The sequence below is a fragment of the Leptospira fainei serovar Hurstbridge str. BUT 6 genome, from assembly GCF_000306235.2.
Lineage (GTDB): Bacteria > Spirochaetota > Leptospiria > Leptospirales > Leptospiraceae > Leptospira_B > Leptospira_B fainei.
In genome coordinates, this window is the sequence record NZ_AKWZ02000009.1 from 121,228 (window position 1) to 138,103 (window position 16,876).

17 protein-coding genes are annotated in these 16,876 nt (G+C 43.3%); 8 read left to right on the forward strand and 9 right to left on the reverse strand.

Going from position 1 to position 16,876, the window contains the following annotated elements; genetic code table 11:
- Positions 1-34 precede the first annotated feature (34 nt).
- Complete coding sequence (locus LEP1GSC058_RS08920; protein WP_016547494.1) at positions 35-1,537, reverse strand: transposase; 1,503 nt, start codon at positions 1,535-1,537, stop codon at positions 35-37.
- Between the two features lie 578 nt (positions 1,538-2,115).
- Between LEP1GSC058_RS08920 and LEP1GSC058_RS08925 the strand changes: the two genes are divergently transcribed.
- From LEP1GSC058_RS08925 to LEP1GSC058_RS08950, 6 genes are all read left to right on the forward strand, one after another.
- Entirely contained in the window at positions 2,116-2,748 is a 633-nt protein-coding gene (locus tag LEP1GSC058_RS08925) for a TIGR04282 family arsenosugar biosynthesis glycosyltransferase (protein ID WP_016549193.1), read from the forward strand.
- The gene (locus LEP1GSC058_RS08930; protein ID WP_039948228.1) at positions 2,727-3,461 is read left to right on the forward strand and encodes a TIGR04283 family arsenosugar biosynthesis glycosyltransferase; all 735 of its coding nucleotides are present in this window, start codon (positions 2,727-2,729) and stop codon (positions 3,459-3,461) included. Before LEP1GSC058_RS08925 ends, LEP1GSC058_RS08930 begins: the two co-directional genes overlap by 22 nt.
- Positions 3,462-3,627: 166 nt before the next feature.
- Positions 3,628-4,215: an ABC transporter substrate-binding protein gene (locus LEP1GSC058_RS08935; RefSeq protein ID WP_016549177.1), complete on the forward strand. Its 588-nt coding sequence runs from the start codon at positions 3,628-3,630 to the stop codon at positions 4,213-4,215.
- Positions 4,215-7,142, forward strand: coding sequence for an efflux RND transporter permease subunit (locus LEP1GSC058_RS08940; RefSeq protein WP_016549282.1), 2,928 nt, complete (start codon positions 4,215-4,217; stop codon positions 7,140-7,142). Before LEP1GSC058_RS08935 ends, LEP1GSC058_RS08940 begins: the two co-directional genes overlap by 1 nt.
- Complete coding sequence (locus LEP1GSC058_RS08945; RefSeq protein WP_016549305.1) at positions 7,139-7,735, forward strand: MXAN_6521/LA_1396 family lipoprotein; 597 nt, start codon at positions 7,139-7,141, stop codon at positions 7,733-7,735. The genes LEP1GSC058_RS08940 and LEP1GSC058_RS08945 overlap by 4 nt, the downstream gene beginning before the upstream one ends.
- 104 nt (positions 7,736-7,839) lie before the next feature.
- Positions 7,840-8,112: a hypothetical protein gene (locus LEP1GSC058_RS08950; RefSeq protein WP_016549308.1), complete on the forward strand. Its 273-nt coding sequence runs from the start codon at positions 7,840-7,842 to the stop codon at positions 8,110-8,112.
- A gap of 92 nt (positions 8,113-8,204) precedes the next feature.
- Here the strand turns inward: LEP1GSC058_RS08950 and LEP1GSC058_RS08955 are convergent, their stop codons facing one another.
- Together LEP1GSC058_RS08955 and LEP1GSC058_RS08960 are read right to left on the reverse strand one after the other, a co-directional pair.
- Positions 8,205-8,654 (reverse strand): PaaI family thioesterase, encoded by a 450-nt coding sequence (locus tag LEP1GSC058_RS08955; RefSeq protein ID WP_016549238.1) that lies wholly within the window; start codon positions 8,652-8,654, stop codon positions 8,205-8,207.
- 74 nt (positions 8,655-8,728) lie between these two features.
- The gene (locus LEP1GSC058_RS08960) at positions 8,729-9,646 is read right to left on the reverse strand and encodes an NAD(P)H-dependent flavin oxidoreductase (protein WP_039948250.1); all 918 of its coding nucleotides are present in this window, start codon (positions 9,644-9,646) and stop codon (positions 8,729-8,731) included.
- An 84-nt stretch (positions 9,647-9,730) separates the two neighbouring features.
- Between LEP1GSC058_RS08960 and LEP1GSC058_RS08965 the strand changes: the two genes are divergently transcribed.
- Entirely contained in the window at positions 9,731-10,048 is a 318-nt protein-coding gene (locus LEP1GSC058_RS08965) for a putative quinol monooxygenase (RefSeq protein ID WP_016549278.1), read from the forward strand.
- 198 nt (positions 10,049-10,246) lie between these two features.
- Positions 10,247-11,281 carry a S1C family serine protease gene (locus LEP1GSC058_RS08970; protein ID WP_016549285.1) on the forward strand — a complete coding sequence of 345 codons (1,035 nt, stop codon included), beginning with the start codon at positions 10,247-10,249 and terminating at the stop codon, positions 11,279-11,281.
- Between the two features lie 7 nt (positions 11,282-11,288).
- Here LEP1GSC058_RS08970 and LEP1GSC058_RS08975 read toward each other — a convergent pair whose 3' ends face one another.
- The 6 genes from LEP1GSC058_RS08975 to LEP1GSC058_RS20155 all read right to left on the reverse strand — a co-directional run bounded on the left by LEP1GSC058_RS08975 (position 11,289) and on the right by LEP1GSC058_RS20155 (position 16,813).
- A complete protein-coding gene (locus tag LEP1GSC058_RS08975; RefSeq protein ID WP_016549227.1) occupies positions 11,289-11,999 on the reverse strand; it encodes a pirin family protein in 711 nt (236 codons plus the stop codon).
- Positions 12,000-12,210: 211 nt separating this feature from the next.
- Entirely contained in the window at positions 12,211-12,564 is a 354-nt protein-coding gene (locus LEP1GSC058_RS08980; RefSeq protein ID WP_016549255.1) for a hypothetical protein, read from the reverse strand.
- Positions 12,561-12,767 (reverse strand): hypothetical protein, encoded by a 207-nt coding sequence (locus LEP1GSC058_RS08985; RefSeq protein WP_016549258.1) that lies wholly within the window; start codon positions 12,765-12,767, stop codon positions 12,561-12,563. Before LEP1GSC058_RS08985 ends, LEP1GSC058_RS08980 begins: the two co-directional genes overlap by 4 nt.
- Positions 12,768-12,921: 154 nt before the next feature.
- Positions 12,922-14,055, reverse strand: a complete 1,134-nt coding sequence (locus LEP1GSC058_RS08990; RefSeq protein ID WP_039948251.1) for a membrane protein — start codon at positions 14,053-14,055, stop codon at positions 12,922-12,924.
- A gap of 8 nt (positions 14,056-14,063) precedes the next feature.
- A complete protein-coding gene (locus LEP1GSC058_RS08995) occupies positions 14,064-16,562 on the reverse strand; it encodes a hypothetical protein (RefSeq protein ID WP_039948230.1) in 2,499 nt (832 codons plus the stop codon).
- Positions 16,563-16,663: 101 nt separating this feature from the next.
- Complete coding sequence (locus LEP1GSC058_RS20155) at positions 16,664-16,813, reverse strand: hypothetical protein (RefSeq protein WP_010411769.1); 150 nt, start codon at positions 16,811-16,813, stop codon at positions 16,664-16,666.
- Positions 16,814-16,876: the final 63 nt, after the last annotated feature.

The window sequence follows — 16,876 nt, forward strand, 5'->3', positions numbered from 1 at the left end:
GGCAAAAAGAGAAAGGACTGCCGTAGCAGATCGTTTAAATATACCGAAATCCGCAAATTTTTCCTATGTTGTGAGCGGAGCATCTTTCGGACCATTCAAGAGAAACTTTTTCCAATCCTTTTGTCATGAATCTATTTCCTGCACGAGATCCTTTCATTGCACCAAAGACGCCTTCAATCGAAGAAAACCGTTTGGCATAAATTTTTCTCGATTTCGGGTTTTGTAACTTTTTGCGCATTTCCATCGTGTAGAAATTATTCAGCTCGCTCGGATGGTAGTTTTTACTTGGACTTAAATGAATGTAGTTTCTTCTCAAGTTATTAGAATTCACCAAAATGGATTTAGATCGACCTTTTGTGCAGAAATGTTTCAACTTACAGCCGTTGCAACCCGTCGATCTGTAATCCGAATAACTGTATTGTCCATGAAGATACTTTTCGGATCGGAATTTAAGTGTTCTGCCCGATGGACAGACGAAGTTGTTGGCTTTCTTTTCATAGATAAATTTGATGAACGGAGGCCTTCGTTTGGAGAAATCGGTAACTTTTGGGATCTTCCCTGCTTGGAATAACCTTGTTACTTTTTGATCGGGACAATAAAGATCGAAGTCTTTTAATCTCTGGAAATTACTTTCGCTTGCATAACCGGCATCTAAGACATATTGAATTCTATTTAAATCTTGTTTTTCCGATCTTAAGAATTCGTAGCAAGATTCGACTTTTCGAATCATTTTCTCCGCAAACTTAGTATCGGATTGTTCCGTTTCCACACTGTGAGAAATGATCATGTTGGATTTGCAATCGACCGCCGCTTGAGCATTGTAACCTACCAGGAATACGTTTCCTTTTTTCTGTAGATCGCAATCTCTCTCATAGAGATGGACTCTACGACGGTCTTTGTGCTTTTTTAGGAATTTTACCGCATCCTGAAGCTTTTCCGCCTTTAGTTCTAATTCTTTTCTTTTGTCTCGAATTTGAGAACGATCCATATCGGCAGACTTTTCCCATTCTTGAAATTTGACCTTACTTACCTTTTCGATTTGTTCAAGTCTAAGCTCGAATTTTTCCAGGTCCCCTATATCATCGGGATTCGCATTCGCCTTTATCTTAGTGCCATCTATGGAAACGGTTTCAAAATCTATATAACCGCTTTCGTAACCGAGAAATACCGTTTGAGAAAATAGATCTTCGATTTCAGTTCTGTGAGTCTTTCTGAACTTTGAGATAAAACTATGATCCAGCTCTTCTCCATCCAGAAGATAGATCAATTCAGCTCTGAGTTTGGATAACCTACAGAGTTCCCGCATCGAGATATTGCCGATTAAAATGGAATAAAAAAGAGCCGAAATAACTTTCTTCGGTGAAATTGCAGGTCTGCCAGTCTCATCATTCTGGTAATTCTTTTCGAAATCTTCGAAATCTAACCGATCAATGACTTTCTTAAAACCGTGAATCGGATGTTCTTCCCCGAACAATTCCTTGAACTCTAAAACGTACATTCTAAGCTGATTCGGATCCGTATTCTTGAACTTTGCCATTCCGTAAATCTAGCAAGTTCCCTAAAATTGCATCCCTTTTTCAACAGGCCCTGGGGGCCGGATCGGAGGTACACGCCCGAGCCTAACAGCATCGATGCGTCGACTTATCACAAATTGGCTTTAGCGGCAAGCTATTTTTATTCTTAGTCAGTGCATGAGCTCCCACATCAACCCGTCGATAGCTAGATGAAAGTTTCACGATTCGCATCCACCGGACCTTTCGAATTTTCCTTTGAAATTGTAATCGCTCGCAAAATATTCAATCAACGGAAAAATCAAATGCAGGAATGCGCATCTATATCTGTTTTTCATAATTTACTCATTCTCCGGAATTTCGCGGTCTTTCGTCGGCTATGCTACTATTAAAGGATAACTTCAAGGGCTGAGAATGGATTTCCGTTCCTCGTCCAAAATTCGTGATCGCTTCGAGAGGAGAGTAATATAGCATTCAATTTTATCGTATATGACAAAATCCGATGGTTTCTTTTTGTTTCATTTGAACGTAAATTAATTGCTCAATTTCCGGTAAGAATCAGTATAAAAAGCATAACATTTCAATTTGCAGTCTACTAGTTCGAATGCCAAATCCGATTTTACATATATTCTTAAAGAATCCGATTCTCGGACGGGTAAAAACAAGACTCGCAGTAGATATTGGTGAAAAAGCTGCCCTAGAAGTTTACCTGGCATTAGTGGAAAAAACCAGAGAATGCGTGCGCCTTCTCGATATCCCCAAAATTCTTTGGTTCGATTCATTTCTTCCCGATTCGAGCGAATCCGATAATTGGGGGAGCCCCCATTTAATTATGAAATTACAGCAGGGTCATGATTTGGGCGAAAAAATGAGAAACGCATTTTTATATTCGTTTAATAACGGATATTCGTCGGCGGCTTTAATCGGGAGCGATTGTGCAGAACTCCAAGAATTTCATTTAAGGGAGGCTTTCCGAATCTTGGATGAGAAGGATGTCATTTACGGACCGGCAAAAGACGGAGGCTACTATTTGATCGGATTGAAGGAAGATTTTCCGGAACTTTTTCAAGGAATCCAATGGAGCACAAATACCGTATTGCCTGCGAGCTTGGAGAAAGTCCGACAAGCCGGAAAGAAAGTCGGTTTACTTCCCGTTCTAACCGACATTGATACTTTAAGCGATCTGCAAGAATGCGAAGCAAAGGGGATTTTAGCGTGGAGAAGGACTTCTTCTTAAATTCAAAGATTTCCATCATTATCCCCGTCCATAACGAAGAAAATTTTCTTTCCAGACTTTTGGAACGCCTCGAAGCTTTAAATCGAACGGACGAAAATTTAGAAATTATCGTAGTCGATGGCAAAAGCACCGACAATTCCAGAAAGATCGCTTCCCGATACCAAGTAACGTTAATCGACTCACCTATTCAGCGTCGCTCGTTTCAATGCAACTTAGGCGCAAAGTTCGCTAAAGGAAAGATTTTATTTTTCCTGCATGCCGATTGTCTTCCGCCGGAAGATTATTTCCACGCCGTTCGAATAAGCGTGCAAGAAGGCAAACAAGCCGGATGCTTTCGCATTCGTTACGATTCGACGAATTGGTGGCTTAAGCTGAACGCCGTTTACAAAGACGCAAACTTGAGTCTATTACGATTCGGTGATCAGGGACTATTCGTGACAACTGCGATTTTTTCAAAATGCGGCGGGTTCCGAGAAGATTGGAACCTAATGGAGGATTCGGAGATTGTACGGAGAATTCGTAAAATCAGTTCTTTTAATGTTTTAGACTCTCGTATAATTGTTTCTCCAAGGAAATTTGCAGAAATCGGAATAATCAAATTGCAGTTTGCTTATTTCATTTGCTCCCTCCTCTTCATACTTAGAGCCGGGCCAAATTTAATAGAAAAATCGTATCGAATTCTTACAAAAAAAAAGGAGCAAATCCTTTCGTAAAAAGATAAATGTTTATTTAAATGGAAACGTAAGTTTGCGGAGGGTATTTCCGTTGACTTAGAACTTCCTTGCCGGGTACTGTACGAAAAGTTCGATCCATTCAGCCATCGGCAGCCTTCGGACATAAATAAAACTCCTCGGACCCTTCCGATATCAGGTACAACCCGTGAAACAAACCCGAATTTTTCTAATCAGCATTTTGCTCTTCGTAAATACAGCTCTGTTTTCCGAAGAGGCTCAACCAACGACTCCGCCGATGACGGAAACAATAGCCTCTCCCGAGGAATCATCTCTTTCTACGGTTAAAAAGCTGGTCGGTTTTATACGATATAAAAAAAATGATAAGGCTTTGGCCTTAATCAATGTAGGCCGATTTTCAGAATTATTGATCGGCACGGCCAAATTTTCGAGCACGGAAAGAAAAGAATTCGAAGATGCAATCGCCGAGTATATAGTGAATAAAGCCTTTCCGATCGCAGTAAAATATTTCGATAAAATAGATATCACGTATGAAAAACCGATTCTTAAGGATAAGCGTATCAGGATCGGTTCCTCCATTTTATACAAAGGTTCGGATCAAGTTTCTTTTGCATGGATCCTTTCCGAAATCGACGGGAATTGGTACATTACGGATTTTGAAACCGAAGGAAAACTCGCAACCGATATCAATCGCACGAAAAATATAGAACCGTCTTTGAAAAAAAATGGAGTCAAAGGAACGATCGCTTTAGTTCAGAAAGCGGCTAAAAATTGATGAGAAAATTTCTCTCTAAATCGACGGATGCAGTACTGACTCGTCCCGTTACGTCATCAATCTGCTTGTTAATTTTCCTATGTGTTTCCGCGTTCTATACGACTCGTTTGTCGATAAATAGCAATAATCTGGAATTATTGCCCCCGGAAAACCCGTCGGTCGTTATCACGCGTAAAGTGATCGAAATGGTCGGAGGAAGCGGATTTTACACGGTTGTTCTCAAATTTAAAGACGAGAAGGGAATGACCTCCCACTTAGTCAAAGCTTTTCAAGCTAAACGGGACGGGAACACTGATCTGCAAAAAAAAGAACTCGATCTTGCCGATTCAGAAAAGCGCAAACATTTGCCCTACTATAAGGAGAGAGAAAAAGCCCTAAAACAATCCTCCGAAAAACTAGCGGAATTATTTTTAGCCGATAAGGAATTTGTTCGTTTCGTCTCTTATAGGTATAACGTCTCGTTTTTACAAGATCGACTTCCTTTATTTTTAAAAACGGAAGACTTAGTTGAAATACGAAAGAGAGTCAAACGAAAAATTGATGAGGAGGTTGAACGGGCAAACCCATTCTTCATAAAGCTGACCGACGAGGAATATACCCCCGATTTTACCGACATTATTTCCAAATACCAACGTTTGGCAAAACGAGATATATTCGATGAATATAATATTTCTCCTGATAAGGGGATGCTTTTACTGCTGATCAAACCGACTGGATCCTTCGTGGATATCGATTTTGACAAACGACTAGATCAGAAAATCCAGGCTATCGTAAAAGAATCCCATTTGGAAAAGAGCGGCGTTTACGCCGGTTATACCGGAACGTATAAACTTAACCAAGATGATTATGAGACTTTGATAGGCGCCTTAAAGCCGATCGGTATTGCGTCCTTTCTAGGAATCGCTTTTTTACTCTTATTATTCTTCAGAAATCCGCTTTTCATCGCGATGCTTCTGTTTTCCCTCTTTTCGGGGTTACTGATAACGTTCGGTATTACCGGATTTTTTATCGGGGAGCTAAATAGTATTACTAGCATCATCGGATCCATCTTAATGGGTCTAGGGATCGACTATGGAATTCAGTTCCTATACCGATTTAGGGAAGAGTTCACTAAAAAGCAGGATTTAATAAGATCTATCAAGGATACTATTTATCATACCGGAGTCGCTTCCTTAAGTTCGGCGTTAACGACTACTTCGGCTTTCGTAGTCTTGTCCTTCTCCGAGTTTCGAGGATTTAGCGAATTCGGAATCATCGCAACCTACGGAACGCTCGTAATCGCAGTCACGATGTATGCGGTCACTGCAATACAGATTACGTTACTTTTAAAATGGTTTCCTCGCTTATCAAAAGTTTTTCTATTAAACGACGCGCAACAGACTCCTTCCCGAATATTGAGAAAATTTTATTCCCGACCCGGTTTGCTCGCGACGGTCGTTGTGCTGGCAGTCCTATTCCTCGGATTCTTTGCTCCTAAGGTGGAGTTCGACGTAAATGGCAGAAATTTACTCGTCGAAAATCAAGAATCCGTAAACCTCTATGACGAAATCTCCGATCGATTCGACATATCGTCCGATCCTCAAGCGATAGTTGTAAATACTTTGGAGGAATCCGAAGCTGTCTTCGATTACATGAATCCTGTCCCGGAGAAAATTTCCGGTTCTGTGGATCAAGTCGTTTCGCTTTGGAATTTCGTCCCTCCCTACGGACAACAATTGTCAAATCGTAAAGTCCTGGATCAAATCGCAAAAGATATGAAACCGGTCAAACCTGCGTTTCTAAAGCCTGAACAAAGAAAGTATCTTCCGAAAGCCAAAGTTTTTCTTTCGGTAAAACCTTACGGATACCAAGACGTTCCCGACTACTTTGCGAATCAATTTAAGGAAATTCCTAGTTCGAAAGAAAAAGGCCATCTGATCTTTCTATATCCGAAAGTGGCATTGTGGCACGGCGGGAAATTATTGGAATTCTTTGCCGCAGTCGGACAACTGGAAGTGCCGAAAATTTCCCGCAGGAACTTAAATACGATCTTATACTCTACCGGTATCGCCGGAAAAGGTTTTATCGAACCGACTAAAGAAACTTATTCGAAGTCGGAAGAGAGAGTTCTTCTTACCGCGCTAAACTCATATACGAAGGAAAAGCTGTCCTCATTAAAAATTCTCCCCGGCACCGTTGAGACGATTCTCGAACACAGACCTTATAGGAACATCGCGCAAGTAAGATCGTATACGTTCAAAACGAATACGGCGGGAAGTTTAATGCTTTTTGCAAACTTGATCCTGATCGTTCAGAAAGAGGGATTTGCGGCATTCTTTATCACATTGTTTTTGGTGATCGTTGTATTAATTCTTTTTTATAGAGCTTTTTTGCCGGCAGTTTTATCATTGATTCCTTTGCTTTTGGGAATTTTGGTCACGGTCGGTTTTATGACTTTGATCGGCCTAAAACTCAATTTTATGAATGTGCTTGTATTTCCCGTCGTGATCGGATACGGAATCCAAAACGGAATTTATATCTATTATCGTTTTAGAGAGGACCACGATATCGTTAGAGCCATGGCAATGGTTGGACCTGCAGTGATTGCATCCACGTTAACAACATTAGTGGGATGGAGCGCTTTATTACTCGCGGATCAGCGCGGATTGCATTCTATCGGGAAAGTGGCAACGATCGGGATTGCCGCCTGCCTCTTAATCGCTTTAACCCTTTTGCCGGCAATCTTAGAATTGGCGTATCGCTCTAGAAAGTCCGAGGAGTCCGAAACTGTTCCTTTGGGCCTCGGGCCTGAGGACGCGGAGGAATTTACTCTCGAAACGCAGATGCATGAGGTCCCCCCCACCCTGCCGAAACAAAGAGCGGTAAAAAGTCGGACAAAACCGAAGCTTCCACCCAAGAAAAAAATCCCGAAAAAGAAATCTAAATGATGAATCTTAGAAAGATAACAATCCTACTTTTCCTTTCCACATTCTGTCTTGTTTCAAATTGTACGGTGCGTTATGTGAAAGCTTCACCCGAATTTGAAAAATCCCTAACTCAATTCAAAAGAGTCATTGTGATCTTAGATTCGACCTCTTCGATCGGTCTTTCCGAATCCGGGATGGCAAAGTCGATGTCTGAACAGTATCTAGCTCATCACAAGGAATTTATCGTTTATCCAAATCCGAAGAATAAAGGCGCTGATTGTTCGGGGTTACCCGGAAGGGCTCAGGGAATTTTCATGCTGAAACTTACGGAAGAGTCTCGAAAATCCGATATTCGGTTATCTGCTCTCGGACAATTGAAGAATTGTTCCACCAATACCGTTCTCTGGGAAGCATTGGCTTCTTCCACTTATTCGACGGGCGGAGAAGACGAGCAGTCGCTACGTAAAACTTACACGCAGAAGTTCGGAGAATCGGTAGCTCCGAAAGCGGTCCCCTACTATCATCTGCTTCGAGCTCTATTCGACGAACTGACGGGTCCGGTTCTCAATGAAGCGGAACAGGATGAGAAGATAGAAATAGAGTCCCAATCGTAGGCAACGCTAATAGTGTTCGCTTTGAAATACTCCAAGTTTTTCTTGACCTTTTCGAATTACAAGTTCGGATAAGCGACGAATTGGGAAATTCCTAAAGAGGTTTGATGAAAGCAATTAATTCGATTTCTAAGGCCGTAACCGGCCTATTCTGGCTACTCTGGATAAGTTTTTTATTTCAAATTTTGCATTTTATTCCGAAATATGATGAAATCATTATATTGTTCGGCTGGGCGATACTAACGGCTCACGTGATCGAGACGATTATCTATGCGATAAGAGCTCCGAAAAGAGGCGGCTTTAAAGTATCGGATGCGGTTCAAGTTTTTATCTTCGGTGTTTTTCATCTGATTCCTGTCAGCTTTTCGAACAATAAATGAAGTCCTTTCGATCTCCGGGGTTCCGCAGTGTCTCGAACTGAAAATTAGACGCGGGTGAATTTTCCTTAGCGAATCAGAGCTTCGGTCTTTTTCTATCCGTATCGATTCCCAACGATTGCGAGAGTCACGGTCGCCTTTGCGATCATCTTTTCTCTTTTTCGATGCTCCGCAAAGACTTCCGACTCGGCTACGATAATCGTTTTTCCCTGATAGATAACGTTAGACTCGCATCGTAGACGATCTCCGATGCCCGGTCTGAGTAAATTTATCTTGAATTCCAGAGTAAGTACTACTTGTTGCTCTCCGATTAAAGTTCCTGCGGCGGCGCCGGCACTATGGTCCGCCATTGTGGAAATCACTCCCGCATGCACGAAGTTATTCTGCTGCTTATGTTTATCCTGAACGGATAGCGAGGTTCGAATCAAACCGGGTTCGATATCGAGCAATTCGATTTCTAATAAGCGTACAAAATTTGCCTCCAGAAAAATCTGCTTAACTCTTTCTTTATATTCGGCGCCTCTAGGTTTAAATTCTCGACTCATGGTTGTTTCAAAACCCTAAAAGTAAAATCGGACGTCCGATTGAAGATTCGGATTCGTGAATTACCAAGATCGGATTATTCCGGCCTCGGTAATTTGCCGAGAATTTCACCGTATTCTTTCGCCATATTTCGGACGATTTCGCCGGCAGGTAAAACTGAATCGATCTGGGCAACGCCTTGACCTGCGGACCAGATATCTTTCCAACGCTTAAATTCCTGATCTATACTATGGGTTCGATTGGTATGAAAATCGTCTCCCGCCTTTTCAACGGATCGACGCAGCCAGTTTGCCGGAATCCCGGAAATTTTTTCGGTGTATACGATTTCTTCGGGAGGAGAGTCCACAATCATTTGCTTATATTCTTCGGAGGCTGAGGCCTCTTTGGAAGCGATCAATCTGGTTCCGATATAGACCGCATCCGCACCTAACGAGAGCGCTGCCGCCATTTGTGCGCCTCCGCTAATCGCTCCTGCGGCGATAACGGGTAACCCGATTTCCTTCTTTAAATATGGAAACAGACTAAACGGAGAAATCGCTCCTGCATGCCCGCCCGCTCCCTGTGCGACCGCAACAAGGGCATCCGCACCTGATTTAGCGACTATTCTTGCGTGCTTTAAAGTCGTTACGTCGCAAAAAACTTTCGTTCCGACGGACTTGGCTTCTCCCACGATACTCCGAGGACTTCCCAAACTTGTAATGATGAGTTCAACTTTGAATTCCAAGAGCACTTCCAAATGCTTGGCCCAATTCGGATTATGATCCTTATGCAAAATTAAGTTAACACCGATAGGTTTCTTGGTTCTGGAGCGAATTTCCTCCAATCCTCTCCGTAACTCTTCGATGGTTCTATAGTTTTGAGAGGGGAATGTTCCAAGCCCTCCCGCTTCCGATACGGCGACGACCAGATCCGGATACGAAACAAGAAACATTGGAGCACCGATGATCGGCAGGTCGATTCCGAGCATATCAGTGATTGATGTACGTATTTTCATGAAGAGAAGCTTTTCCTTATCAGCCAGCGAATCCATCTTTTTTTTCTGGCTGTTTAGAAATCGAAATCTAGTATTGAACGCATTATGATTGTAACGGTTTCTTCTTACAAAATTCTTCCTGAAAAAATCCAGGAATTTCTCCAAATAAGCTCCGATCTCGCAAAGAAATCCATGAAAGAAAACGGCGTTTATCGATTCGACTTTCTCCAAAATGACGGCGACGACGGACGATTTCTGTTAATCGAAGCCTACGAAACGGAAAGTTTAAGAAAATCGCATTTGGAGACGCCTCATTTTCTAAATTGGAGAAGAACGGTTCCCGAAATGCTTTCCCAAGGCACCACGACCGTATACTACAAGCCGATTTATCCTGAACCATCGGACTGGAAAAAGCTAACCTAACCTCGCTGCGGAAATAATTATCGAACCTCCGTATCTTCAGAGTACACAAAATTAACGCGGGCGGGTCTTTTGATAAGGACGCGGAACCAATATCTTCAATTACCAAAAAGAAAATCTTGGATTTCCGGCCCGACTCCACTGTAATTATTTTAGTTACATTTTTGATTTTTTTCCAATTCGCAGGGTCCAAGAAATAGAATGGTAAGAATAATAGGGTCCAAAGCCACACTAGTTTCGAACGAAACGAATCCCGTTGAAAACGGTCATCCCCTTTTACGAAGCGAGACTGCCTCGGTCGTTGATGATTCGGAACTGTTAGATGCCTATTCTAGATCGGTCGTCAATGCAGTGGATCGAGTCGGGCCGGCCGTCGTTCATTTGCAGGTCGAGTCCAATAATTCTAAAGGGGAAGGCGGTAGCGGTTCCGGCTTCTTAGTCACCCCTGACGGTTTTTTGGCCACCAACAGTCATGTGATCAGCGATGCAAAGAAAATACGGGTTCGATTATCGGACGGATCTACGACGGAAGCCGAGCTCGTGGGAGATGATCCATATACGGACGTCGCGGTTCTTCGAATTCGAGGGAACGGTTATCGACATGCGAGTTTCGCAGATTCGCAAAAATTGAAGGTCGGCCAATTGGTTATAGCGATCGGAAATCCCTACGGCTTCGAATCTACGGTGACTGCCGGAGTCGTTAGCGCATTAGGAAGAACGTTGCGCTCTCGGACCGGCAGACTGATCGATAACGTAATCCAAACCGATGCTGCATTGAACCCTGGAAATTCAGGCGGTCCTTTAGTGGATTCGAAAGGAAGAATTATAGGGATTAATACGGCGATCATTTTACCGGCTCAAGGAATTTGTTTTGCGGTCGGCTCGAGCACTGCAGAGTATATCATCACTAGATTGATCACACATGGAAGCGTGAAAAGAGGATACCTTGGCATCGGGGGGCAGAATCAAACGATTCCGCATACGGTAAGAGGCGTCAATCGGATCAGCCAGGAATCCGGAGTACTAGTTCAAAGCGTAGAAACGGACTCGCCTGCGGGAAAGGTAGGAATTCGAAACGGAGATATCGTAATTTCTCTCGCCGAAAAGAAAATCGATGGAGTGGACGATCTTCACAAAGTCTTGGACGAGTCTAGTATCGGTAAAAAGTTGACGATTCGTTTATTGAGGGACGGTTCTCTGAGAACCATTTTTGTGGAACCCAGAGAACTAAAATAAACTTTCCTTAAAGTTCAGGGACATCCATCAAAAGAAGCTCGGAATCTTCCAGTGATTTTACCTGAAGAATATCGCCAGTCGTAAAACCGGCTCCATCTCTAGGAAGAAGTTCGGTACCGTTGATCTCTACCTTGCCGGAAATTAAGAAGGCATATACTCCTCCTTTCTTATTCCTACGTTCGTAAGAGACTTCCGTTCCTATATCAAGGTTTCCTAATGAAAACCAGGCGTTTTGATGGATCCAAAGCCCGTCCGGAGTCTGCTCCGGAGAGACCAGCAATTGAAAACGGTTTTTACGATCTTCCGCGGAAAATTTTTTTTGCGCATATCTTGGGGAAACTGACCTCTTATTCGGGATTACCCAAATCTGCAATAAGCTCAGCAATTCCGACTCTGAGTGATTGTATTCCGAATGCCTAATTCCCGTTCCGGCAGACATTACCTGAACTTCCCCGGCATGAATTACGCCGTTGGTACCGATACTATCCTTATGCTCGACCGCACCTTCTAATGGAATCGTGATAATCTCCATATCTTGGTGGGGGTGCATAGGAAAACCCGTTCCGCCAGCAATAGCATCGTCGTTTAGTACGCGGAGAGCTCCGAAATGAACCCGGCTTTCATCCACATAGGAACCGAAGCTGAACGTATGTTTGGATTTCAACCAGCCAAAATCCACGTTTCCTCTTGTTTCCGACTTATGCACTACTGATTCCATGAAATCCTTCCTTATCCTCCTTTCATCCGAGGATACTTTTTAGACGATTGAATTAGGCAATAGTTCAATGATAAAGCATTTCCAGCAACTTACTGCATTATTTTTCGCCCAATGGAAAGCGGATCCGCCAGGCAATTTAGAATGCCGTCAAATCACGGTTAGTTCGGAACAAAATCGCTCCAAATAGAAAATAAAATATCAGCGGTCAAGATTACTCTTGGCTGGGAGTTCCTACAATCGCAATACACCGGATATAAACTAAGGGAGGTAAAAGAAAGAAACGAGTAAATACCTCTCCGTTGGAAAGTGATTGAGTTCCTTCAGGAGCTCTTTCCAAGGCATTATCGTATGCCGCCTGAAGATCCGGCTCGAACTTCCCGAAGTAAATCGGAAAGAACCAACCTACGCAACTCTCTCCTTCGATTCGATTCTCGGTAAAAGGAGGTCTTTCTTTGGCAGGTTTCAATCGATCGATTTGAAATAAGAGCTTTTCTCCTCCGGTGCAGGAGGAAATCGAGAGGGCGACAAGCAATACTGAAAGACCGAGAATGAATATTCGATTCATCGGGCAATCTCCAAGCCGTATTTAAGACGATAGCAACTGGACCAAGCCCCGTCGTCCTTCTTATAAACTTCCAAATCTCGAATATGCGTCGCATGCGAATTTTTCTCATGTATTTTATACATAAGATCCTGAACTTTCTCGTTACAACTTTGCTCTTCTTGCTTATATAATCCTTTCTGCACATCGACCGGGACCGGCTTCATTCGGATATTATTAAAAAAGAATATGGTAGACGAGTAGCATCCGGTTGTAAACAGAACAAGGAATAGGCCTAATGATGCTCGATTGCACATAGAGAAATAATCAAACGATAGTTTGGACCGATTGGCAAGATTTTTCTAAATTAAAGACCCTAAATTAGAATAGAAAATCCGCGAGTCCGATCGCCGTGCCGCAAACAAATCCGAGTAGACTTCCATTGATCCGAATTTTCTCCAAAACCTTCCGAGTCTTTTCCTCAAGATTGATCCTAAATTGTCTCGGTTCGAGCAGCTTCAATCCCCGCGCAACCTGTTCGCCCACATATTGGGATACGCCCGCATTCGTCCTAGATCTTAAAAATTCCAAAATCGAACGCGCCGGTCCGTATTCCCGTAAATTTCCCAATTTCTTGATGTCTTCCATATGAAGAAGTATAACGTCCGTCACCAATCGATTCAATTGGTCCTTACCGAAATCGGTCAATGCACGAACCGCTTCTTCCTTCGTGGATTCCGGTAAATCGTTCCAAGAACCGATATACAAATCCGCGCAATCCGAGAATAGGGAAAATACTTCGTACAAAATTCCATCTTCGTCGGAATCGAATTCTTTCCCGTCCTTTAGGCCTTCTCCGAACTCTCGCATTCTTTTTTGAGGATCGATCAACCAAACTAGAGGTTTTACGAAGAAGGATAAGCTTTTCGTAATTCGATCCATTCTCATTTTAAAATCAGCCTGGTCTGCGGCTTTGACTAGCGCTTCTCCGACTAAGAAACGGACCGTTCCGAAAATTTCCTTTCGGCGATTGAGTTCGCGCAAAATTTCCTGATCGGATCCGGAAAAACGAAAGTTCGTAAGATAACGGACGATATCCTCCTCTACTTTATCCCAAATCGAATCCAAAAGATTCCTGACTTCTTGCTCTCCTCCCAGATGCGTCTCGATTAGGCGAGAGAGCGCGGAAATATTGTCGGGATCGTCCAAAATTCGATCCATATATTCCTTCAGCTTCTCTTCATTCACAAGATCGGAAGATACCCATTTGCCGATTTCTTCCGCAATGGTTTCGCTTTCGATTTCGACCGCACGATACGTTTTCCATACGGCAAACCAGTCGCAGACCGCCCCAACCAAACCTCCTTCCAACCCGTGAAGCACAACGCCTCCCCAGGCGGAACGACTCCACTCGCTTAGCAACCCCCAAGCGAGCAGGATTCCGAAAATCGCCAATAACGAATTGGAGAATATTTGGAGACTGGCATAAGGCTTTACGACGGATTCCTTATGCATATCGTCGCTCAACGAAAAAACCACCTCCCCTTAACCAGGGAAGAGAAAATAAATAGTATGGGTAAAAGAAGCATTACAATAGTAAGAATTACTGAATTTCCTTTATCGAAATAAAGATCGAATTTTTTTTCCTTAGTGCAAAGTAAAATCTCATTCAGCTGAGTTTGAAATAAAGTTCCACCGTTTGCGTCGATCCATTTCGGGAAGTAACTCCTGCGGATCAAAAAACATTCTTTTGGGGCAGCAGCTAATTCCTTCTCGCCGGATCTGAACTCCTGAAGGGAGAAAGCGTCTTCCGATAAAACTCTTTCATCGGACATAAGCGTGGGCAAAACGGGTATTTCCGCCAAAGACGAAGTTTCCTGATGCGGTTTTCCCGGAACGGGGAAAAAGAGGCCGAAGAATTCGGTTCTATCCAAAAAAGGAAGTTCGCCGTACTTCATTTTCAATCCCTGTTTCCAATCCTCTTTATTCGTGGGCGTATTTAAAACTACGATTCCTTTAAACCAATTCGTTAAACTTAGTCCTTTCGATTCGATTTCGTTTTTTCCGATTCTCGCAAATACGATTCCCGCATCCAATCCTTCGTATAGAATTGCCTCGCTCGTGCTGTAAAGAAAACGTTTCGGCCTAAGGCTTTTTCCGCCGGTCAACTCCTTATAGTCCGCAACCGCCCAAGGCTTCTCCTTTAATCGCGCGATATCGCTCCCGGTTGCCTTTACGGAAAAAAGAAAGAGGGAAATTCGGTCTTCCATATCTTTCTCGTATTTTCTATTAGCCTGTTCCAACCCGTCGACGAGTTGCAGGCCCTCGGAATTTACCCATCCTTCCACTAACTGAAATTTATCCGGGTTCGATTTTAGTATTTTATAAAGTTTGTTAGTAGAACCCAAAATATAGGATGTTCCGGTGGATTGCAAAAACCTATGCAATCCTTTACCCGCCTCCTCCGGAGAAAGTTCCTCCTCGTACGCTCCTTCCTTCTTCCAAGCAGTCCAAGGGAGATACCTGCTCAGATAAGGTTGGACCGCAATGGAACTGAGGGAAGCGTCCGCCTCCATACCGATCAGATTCCGATGGCCGGCTCGGCGAATCAATAGTCCGAGAGTAAAAGGACTATCACCCCATTTTTTGCGAGCGTTCGTTTCCGGGAATATTTTCGAGTTTTTAGGCAGTTGGGAGAGTGTCGCTTCCACATCCTGCATTTCTAAAGCGGAAAGACTTTCTTTTAAAAAAGCCGAATTCTCCTTCCATTCCAATTCAGGATGCCAGAGAAAAAAACGGATTAATGCAAAAAATAAAAGCCCGCCCACGCAATATTGACCAATCGTTTTATATTCAAAATTCTTTAACAAATGGACTGCTGTTTCAAGTGCGGACAGAGTGAGAAATAAGAGCGAAAGATCCAGGGCCCTGTACCAAGGGAAGCCCAACCCTGGGAAAAATTTTGACAGAGACGTATCGACGCCCATCCAATAAAAAATCAAACTGGCGAAAAAAACGAACCGGGATGCCGGCGGAAAAATTTTACGTTTTAGAACGGATCGAATTCCGAACAAGAATAGGATCGGAAAGACGGCTTGGATCCAGTGCAACCCGATTATAAAATTCGTTAAAAAGGCGATGACTCCTTTCCCTTCCCAGATTGGCGCCAATGCTCCCGAACCGAGGATGGAAATCAAACCTGGATTAGCCTCCAACGGAAATGTTTCCGCTCTGTAGGAGGAGTATTTTAGAAAATTCCACCAAACCGGCAAAGCGATTAAGATCGGAAGAAAGAAGATTAAAGAGAAAGCGCGTTTGCCCAACTCCTCGCCTAAAAATAGGAAATAAATCAGTAGCGAAACTACGTAAAATAGAGAAGAAGGAAAATCGGAATAAAACACGCAAGCGCTGACGACGATATATTTGGAAAGAGCGGAAAGCCTGCCGCTAGTTCGGTATTTTTCTAAATAATAGAAACCTAATAGACTCCAGCCCAATCCGAAAAAACCGGTCACGGTCCCGCTAAACAAACCTACTAAGGAAAGCCCAAACGGTTCTTCCCCGGAGCAAAGAAAGAAAAAAAGAAGACCGGACATCGCGAGCATAACCGTGTTCGCTCTATGATTCGTTTCACTAAGAAGCAGGAGGCTGAATTTTATGAAGGCGTAGGTAAAAAGCAGAACGGAAAGTAAAATTCCGACGTTAAATGAAAGAGTTAGAGGGGACCAAAACAGAATAGTCTTATGCAGGAGTGCGACGGTAAAATAAAAGAAGGGCGGTTCGAAGAAAAAAACAGGCATGCCGGAGAACCACCGAGTATCATACCCGAGGGATTCGCCGCCCGACAAAAGCGAGTCATACGTTTCGGCTAGATGAGTTTGCGCATGAAGACTCCAGCCTGACAAGGCCTCGGAAGTTAGCAGAAATCGCAGTTTTATAATGATTACTAAAAAGGAAGCAAGGAGTAGGAGCGGCCTTCGCCACGCCGGAGCAAGTCTCCACTTCTTAAATTGAAAAGACATGGCGAGAAGGTACGCAAAGCCGCCTATATTGACAAGCAAAAGAGGACGAAATCACCTTTAAGTTCATTCGCCGCATCTTAAAAACAACGGCAAGGAGGAGATTATTCCTCCTTGACATTTTCCTGTACATATTTTCTGAATTCCGCTTCGCTCATTTTATCCGCATAGAGCGGGTAAAGCGCTGTGATGAGCTCTTCCAATGTGGGAAATTTTGCCCCGTCGAGCTTATAGGCCATAAACGGTCCTCTCATGGCTTCTATTCGGCGGACCCAAATGGATCCCTACCGTTTGCCACCTGTCTATACCATGTATTT

Excerpts from the sequence above, each read along its gene's own strand:
- LEP1GSC058_RS08980 (WP_016549255.1), bottom strand. The coding sequence starts at position 12,564 with ATGAATCGAATATTCATTCTCGGTCTTTCAGTATTGCTTGTCGCCCTC.
- LEP1GSC058_RS08945 (WP_016549305.1), top strand. The coding sequence starts at position 7,139 with ATGATGAATCTTAGAAAGATAACAATCCTACTTTTCCTTTCCACATTC.
- LEP1GSC058_RS20155 (WP_010411769.1), bottom strand. The coding sequence starts at position 16,813 with ATGAGAGGACCGTTTATGGCCTATAAGCTCGACGGGGCAAAATTTCCC.
- LEP1GSC058_RS08965 (WP_016549278.1), top strand. The coding sequence starts at position 9,731 with ATGATTGTAACGGTTTCTTCTTACAAAATTCTTCCTGAAAAAATCCAG.
- LEP1GSC058_RS08950 (WP_016549308.1), top strand. The coding sequence starts at position 7,840 with ATGAAAGCAATTAATTCGATTTCTAAGGCCGTAACCGGCCTATTCTGG.
- LEP1GSC058_RS08960 (WP_039948250.1), bottom strand. The coding sequence starts at position 9,646 with ATGAAAATACGTACATCAATCACTGATATGCTCGGAATCGACCTGCCG.
- LEP1GSC058_RS08975 (WP_016549227.1), bottom strand. The coding sequence starts at position 11,999 with ATGGAATCAGTAGTGCATAAGTCGGAAACAAGAGGAAACGTGGATTTT.
- LEP1GSC058_RS08990 (WP_039948251.1), bottom strand. The coding sequence starts at position 14,055 with ATGCATAAGGAATCCGTCGTAAAGCCTTATGCCAGTCTCCAAATATTC.
- LEP1GSC058_RS08940 (WP_016549282.1), top strand. The coding sequence starts at position 4,215 with ATGAGAAAATTTCTCTCTAAATCGACGGATGCAGTACTGACTCGTCCC.
- LEP1GSC058_RS08985 (WP_016549258.1), bottom strand. The coding sequence starts at position 12,767 with ATGAAGCCGGTCCCGGTCGATGTGCAGAAAGGATTATATAAGCAAGAA.
- LEP1GSC058_RS08920 (WP_016547494.1), bottom strand. The coding sequence starts at position 1,537 with ATGGCAAAGTTCAAGAATACGGATCCGAATCAGCTTAGAATGTACGTT.
- LEP1GSC058_RS08970 (WP_016549285.1), top strand. The coding sequence starts at position 10,247 with ATGGTAAGAATAATAGGGTCCAAAGCCACACTAGTTTCGAACGAAACG.
- LEP1GSC058_RS08925 (WP_016549193.1), top strand. The coding sequence starts at position 2,116 with ATGCCAAATCCGATTTTACATATATTCTTAAAGAATCCGATTCTCGGA.
- LEP1GSC058_RS08955 (WP_016549238.1), bottom strand. The coding sequence starts at position 8,654 with ATGAGTCGAGAATTTAAACCTAGAGGCGCCGAATATAAAGAAAGAGTT.
- LEP1GSC058_RS08995 (WP_039948230.1), bottom strand. The coding sequence starts at position 16,562 with ATGTCTTTTCAATTTAAGAAGTGGAGACTTGCTCCGGCGTGGCGAAGG.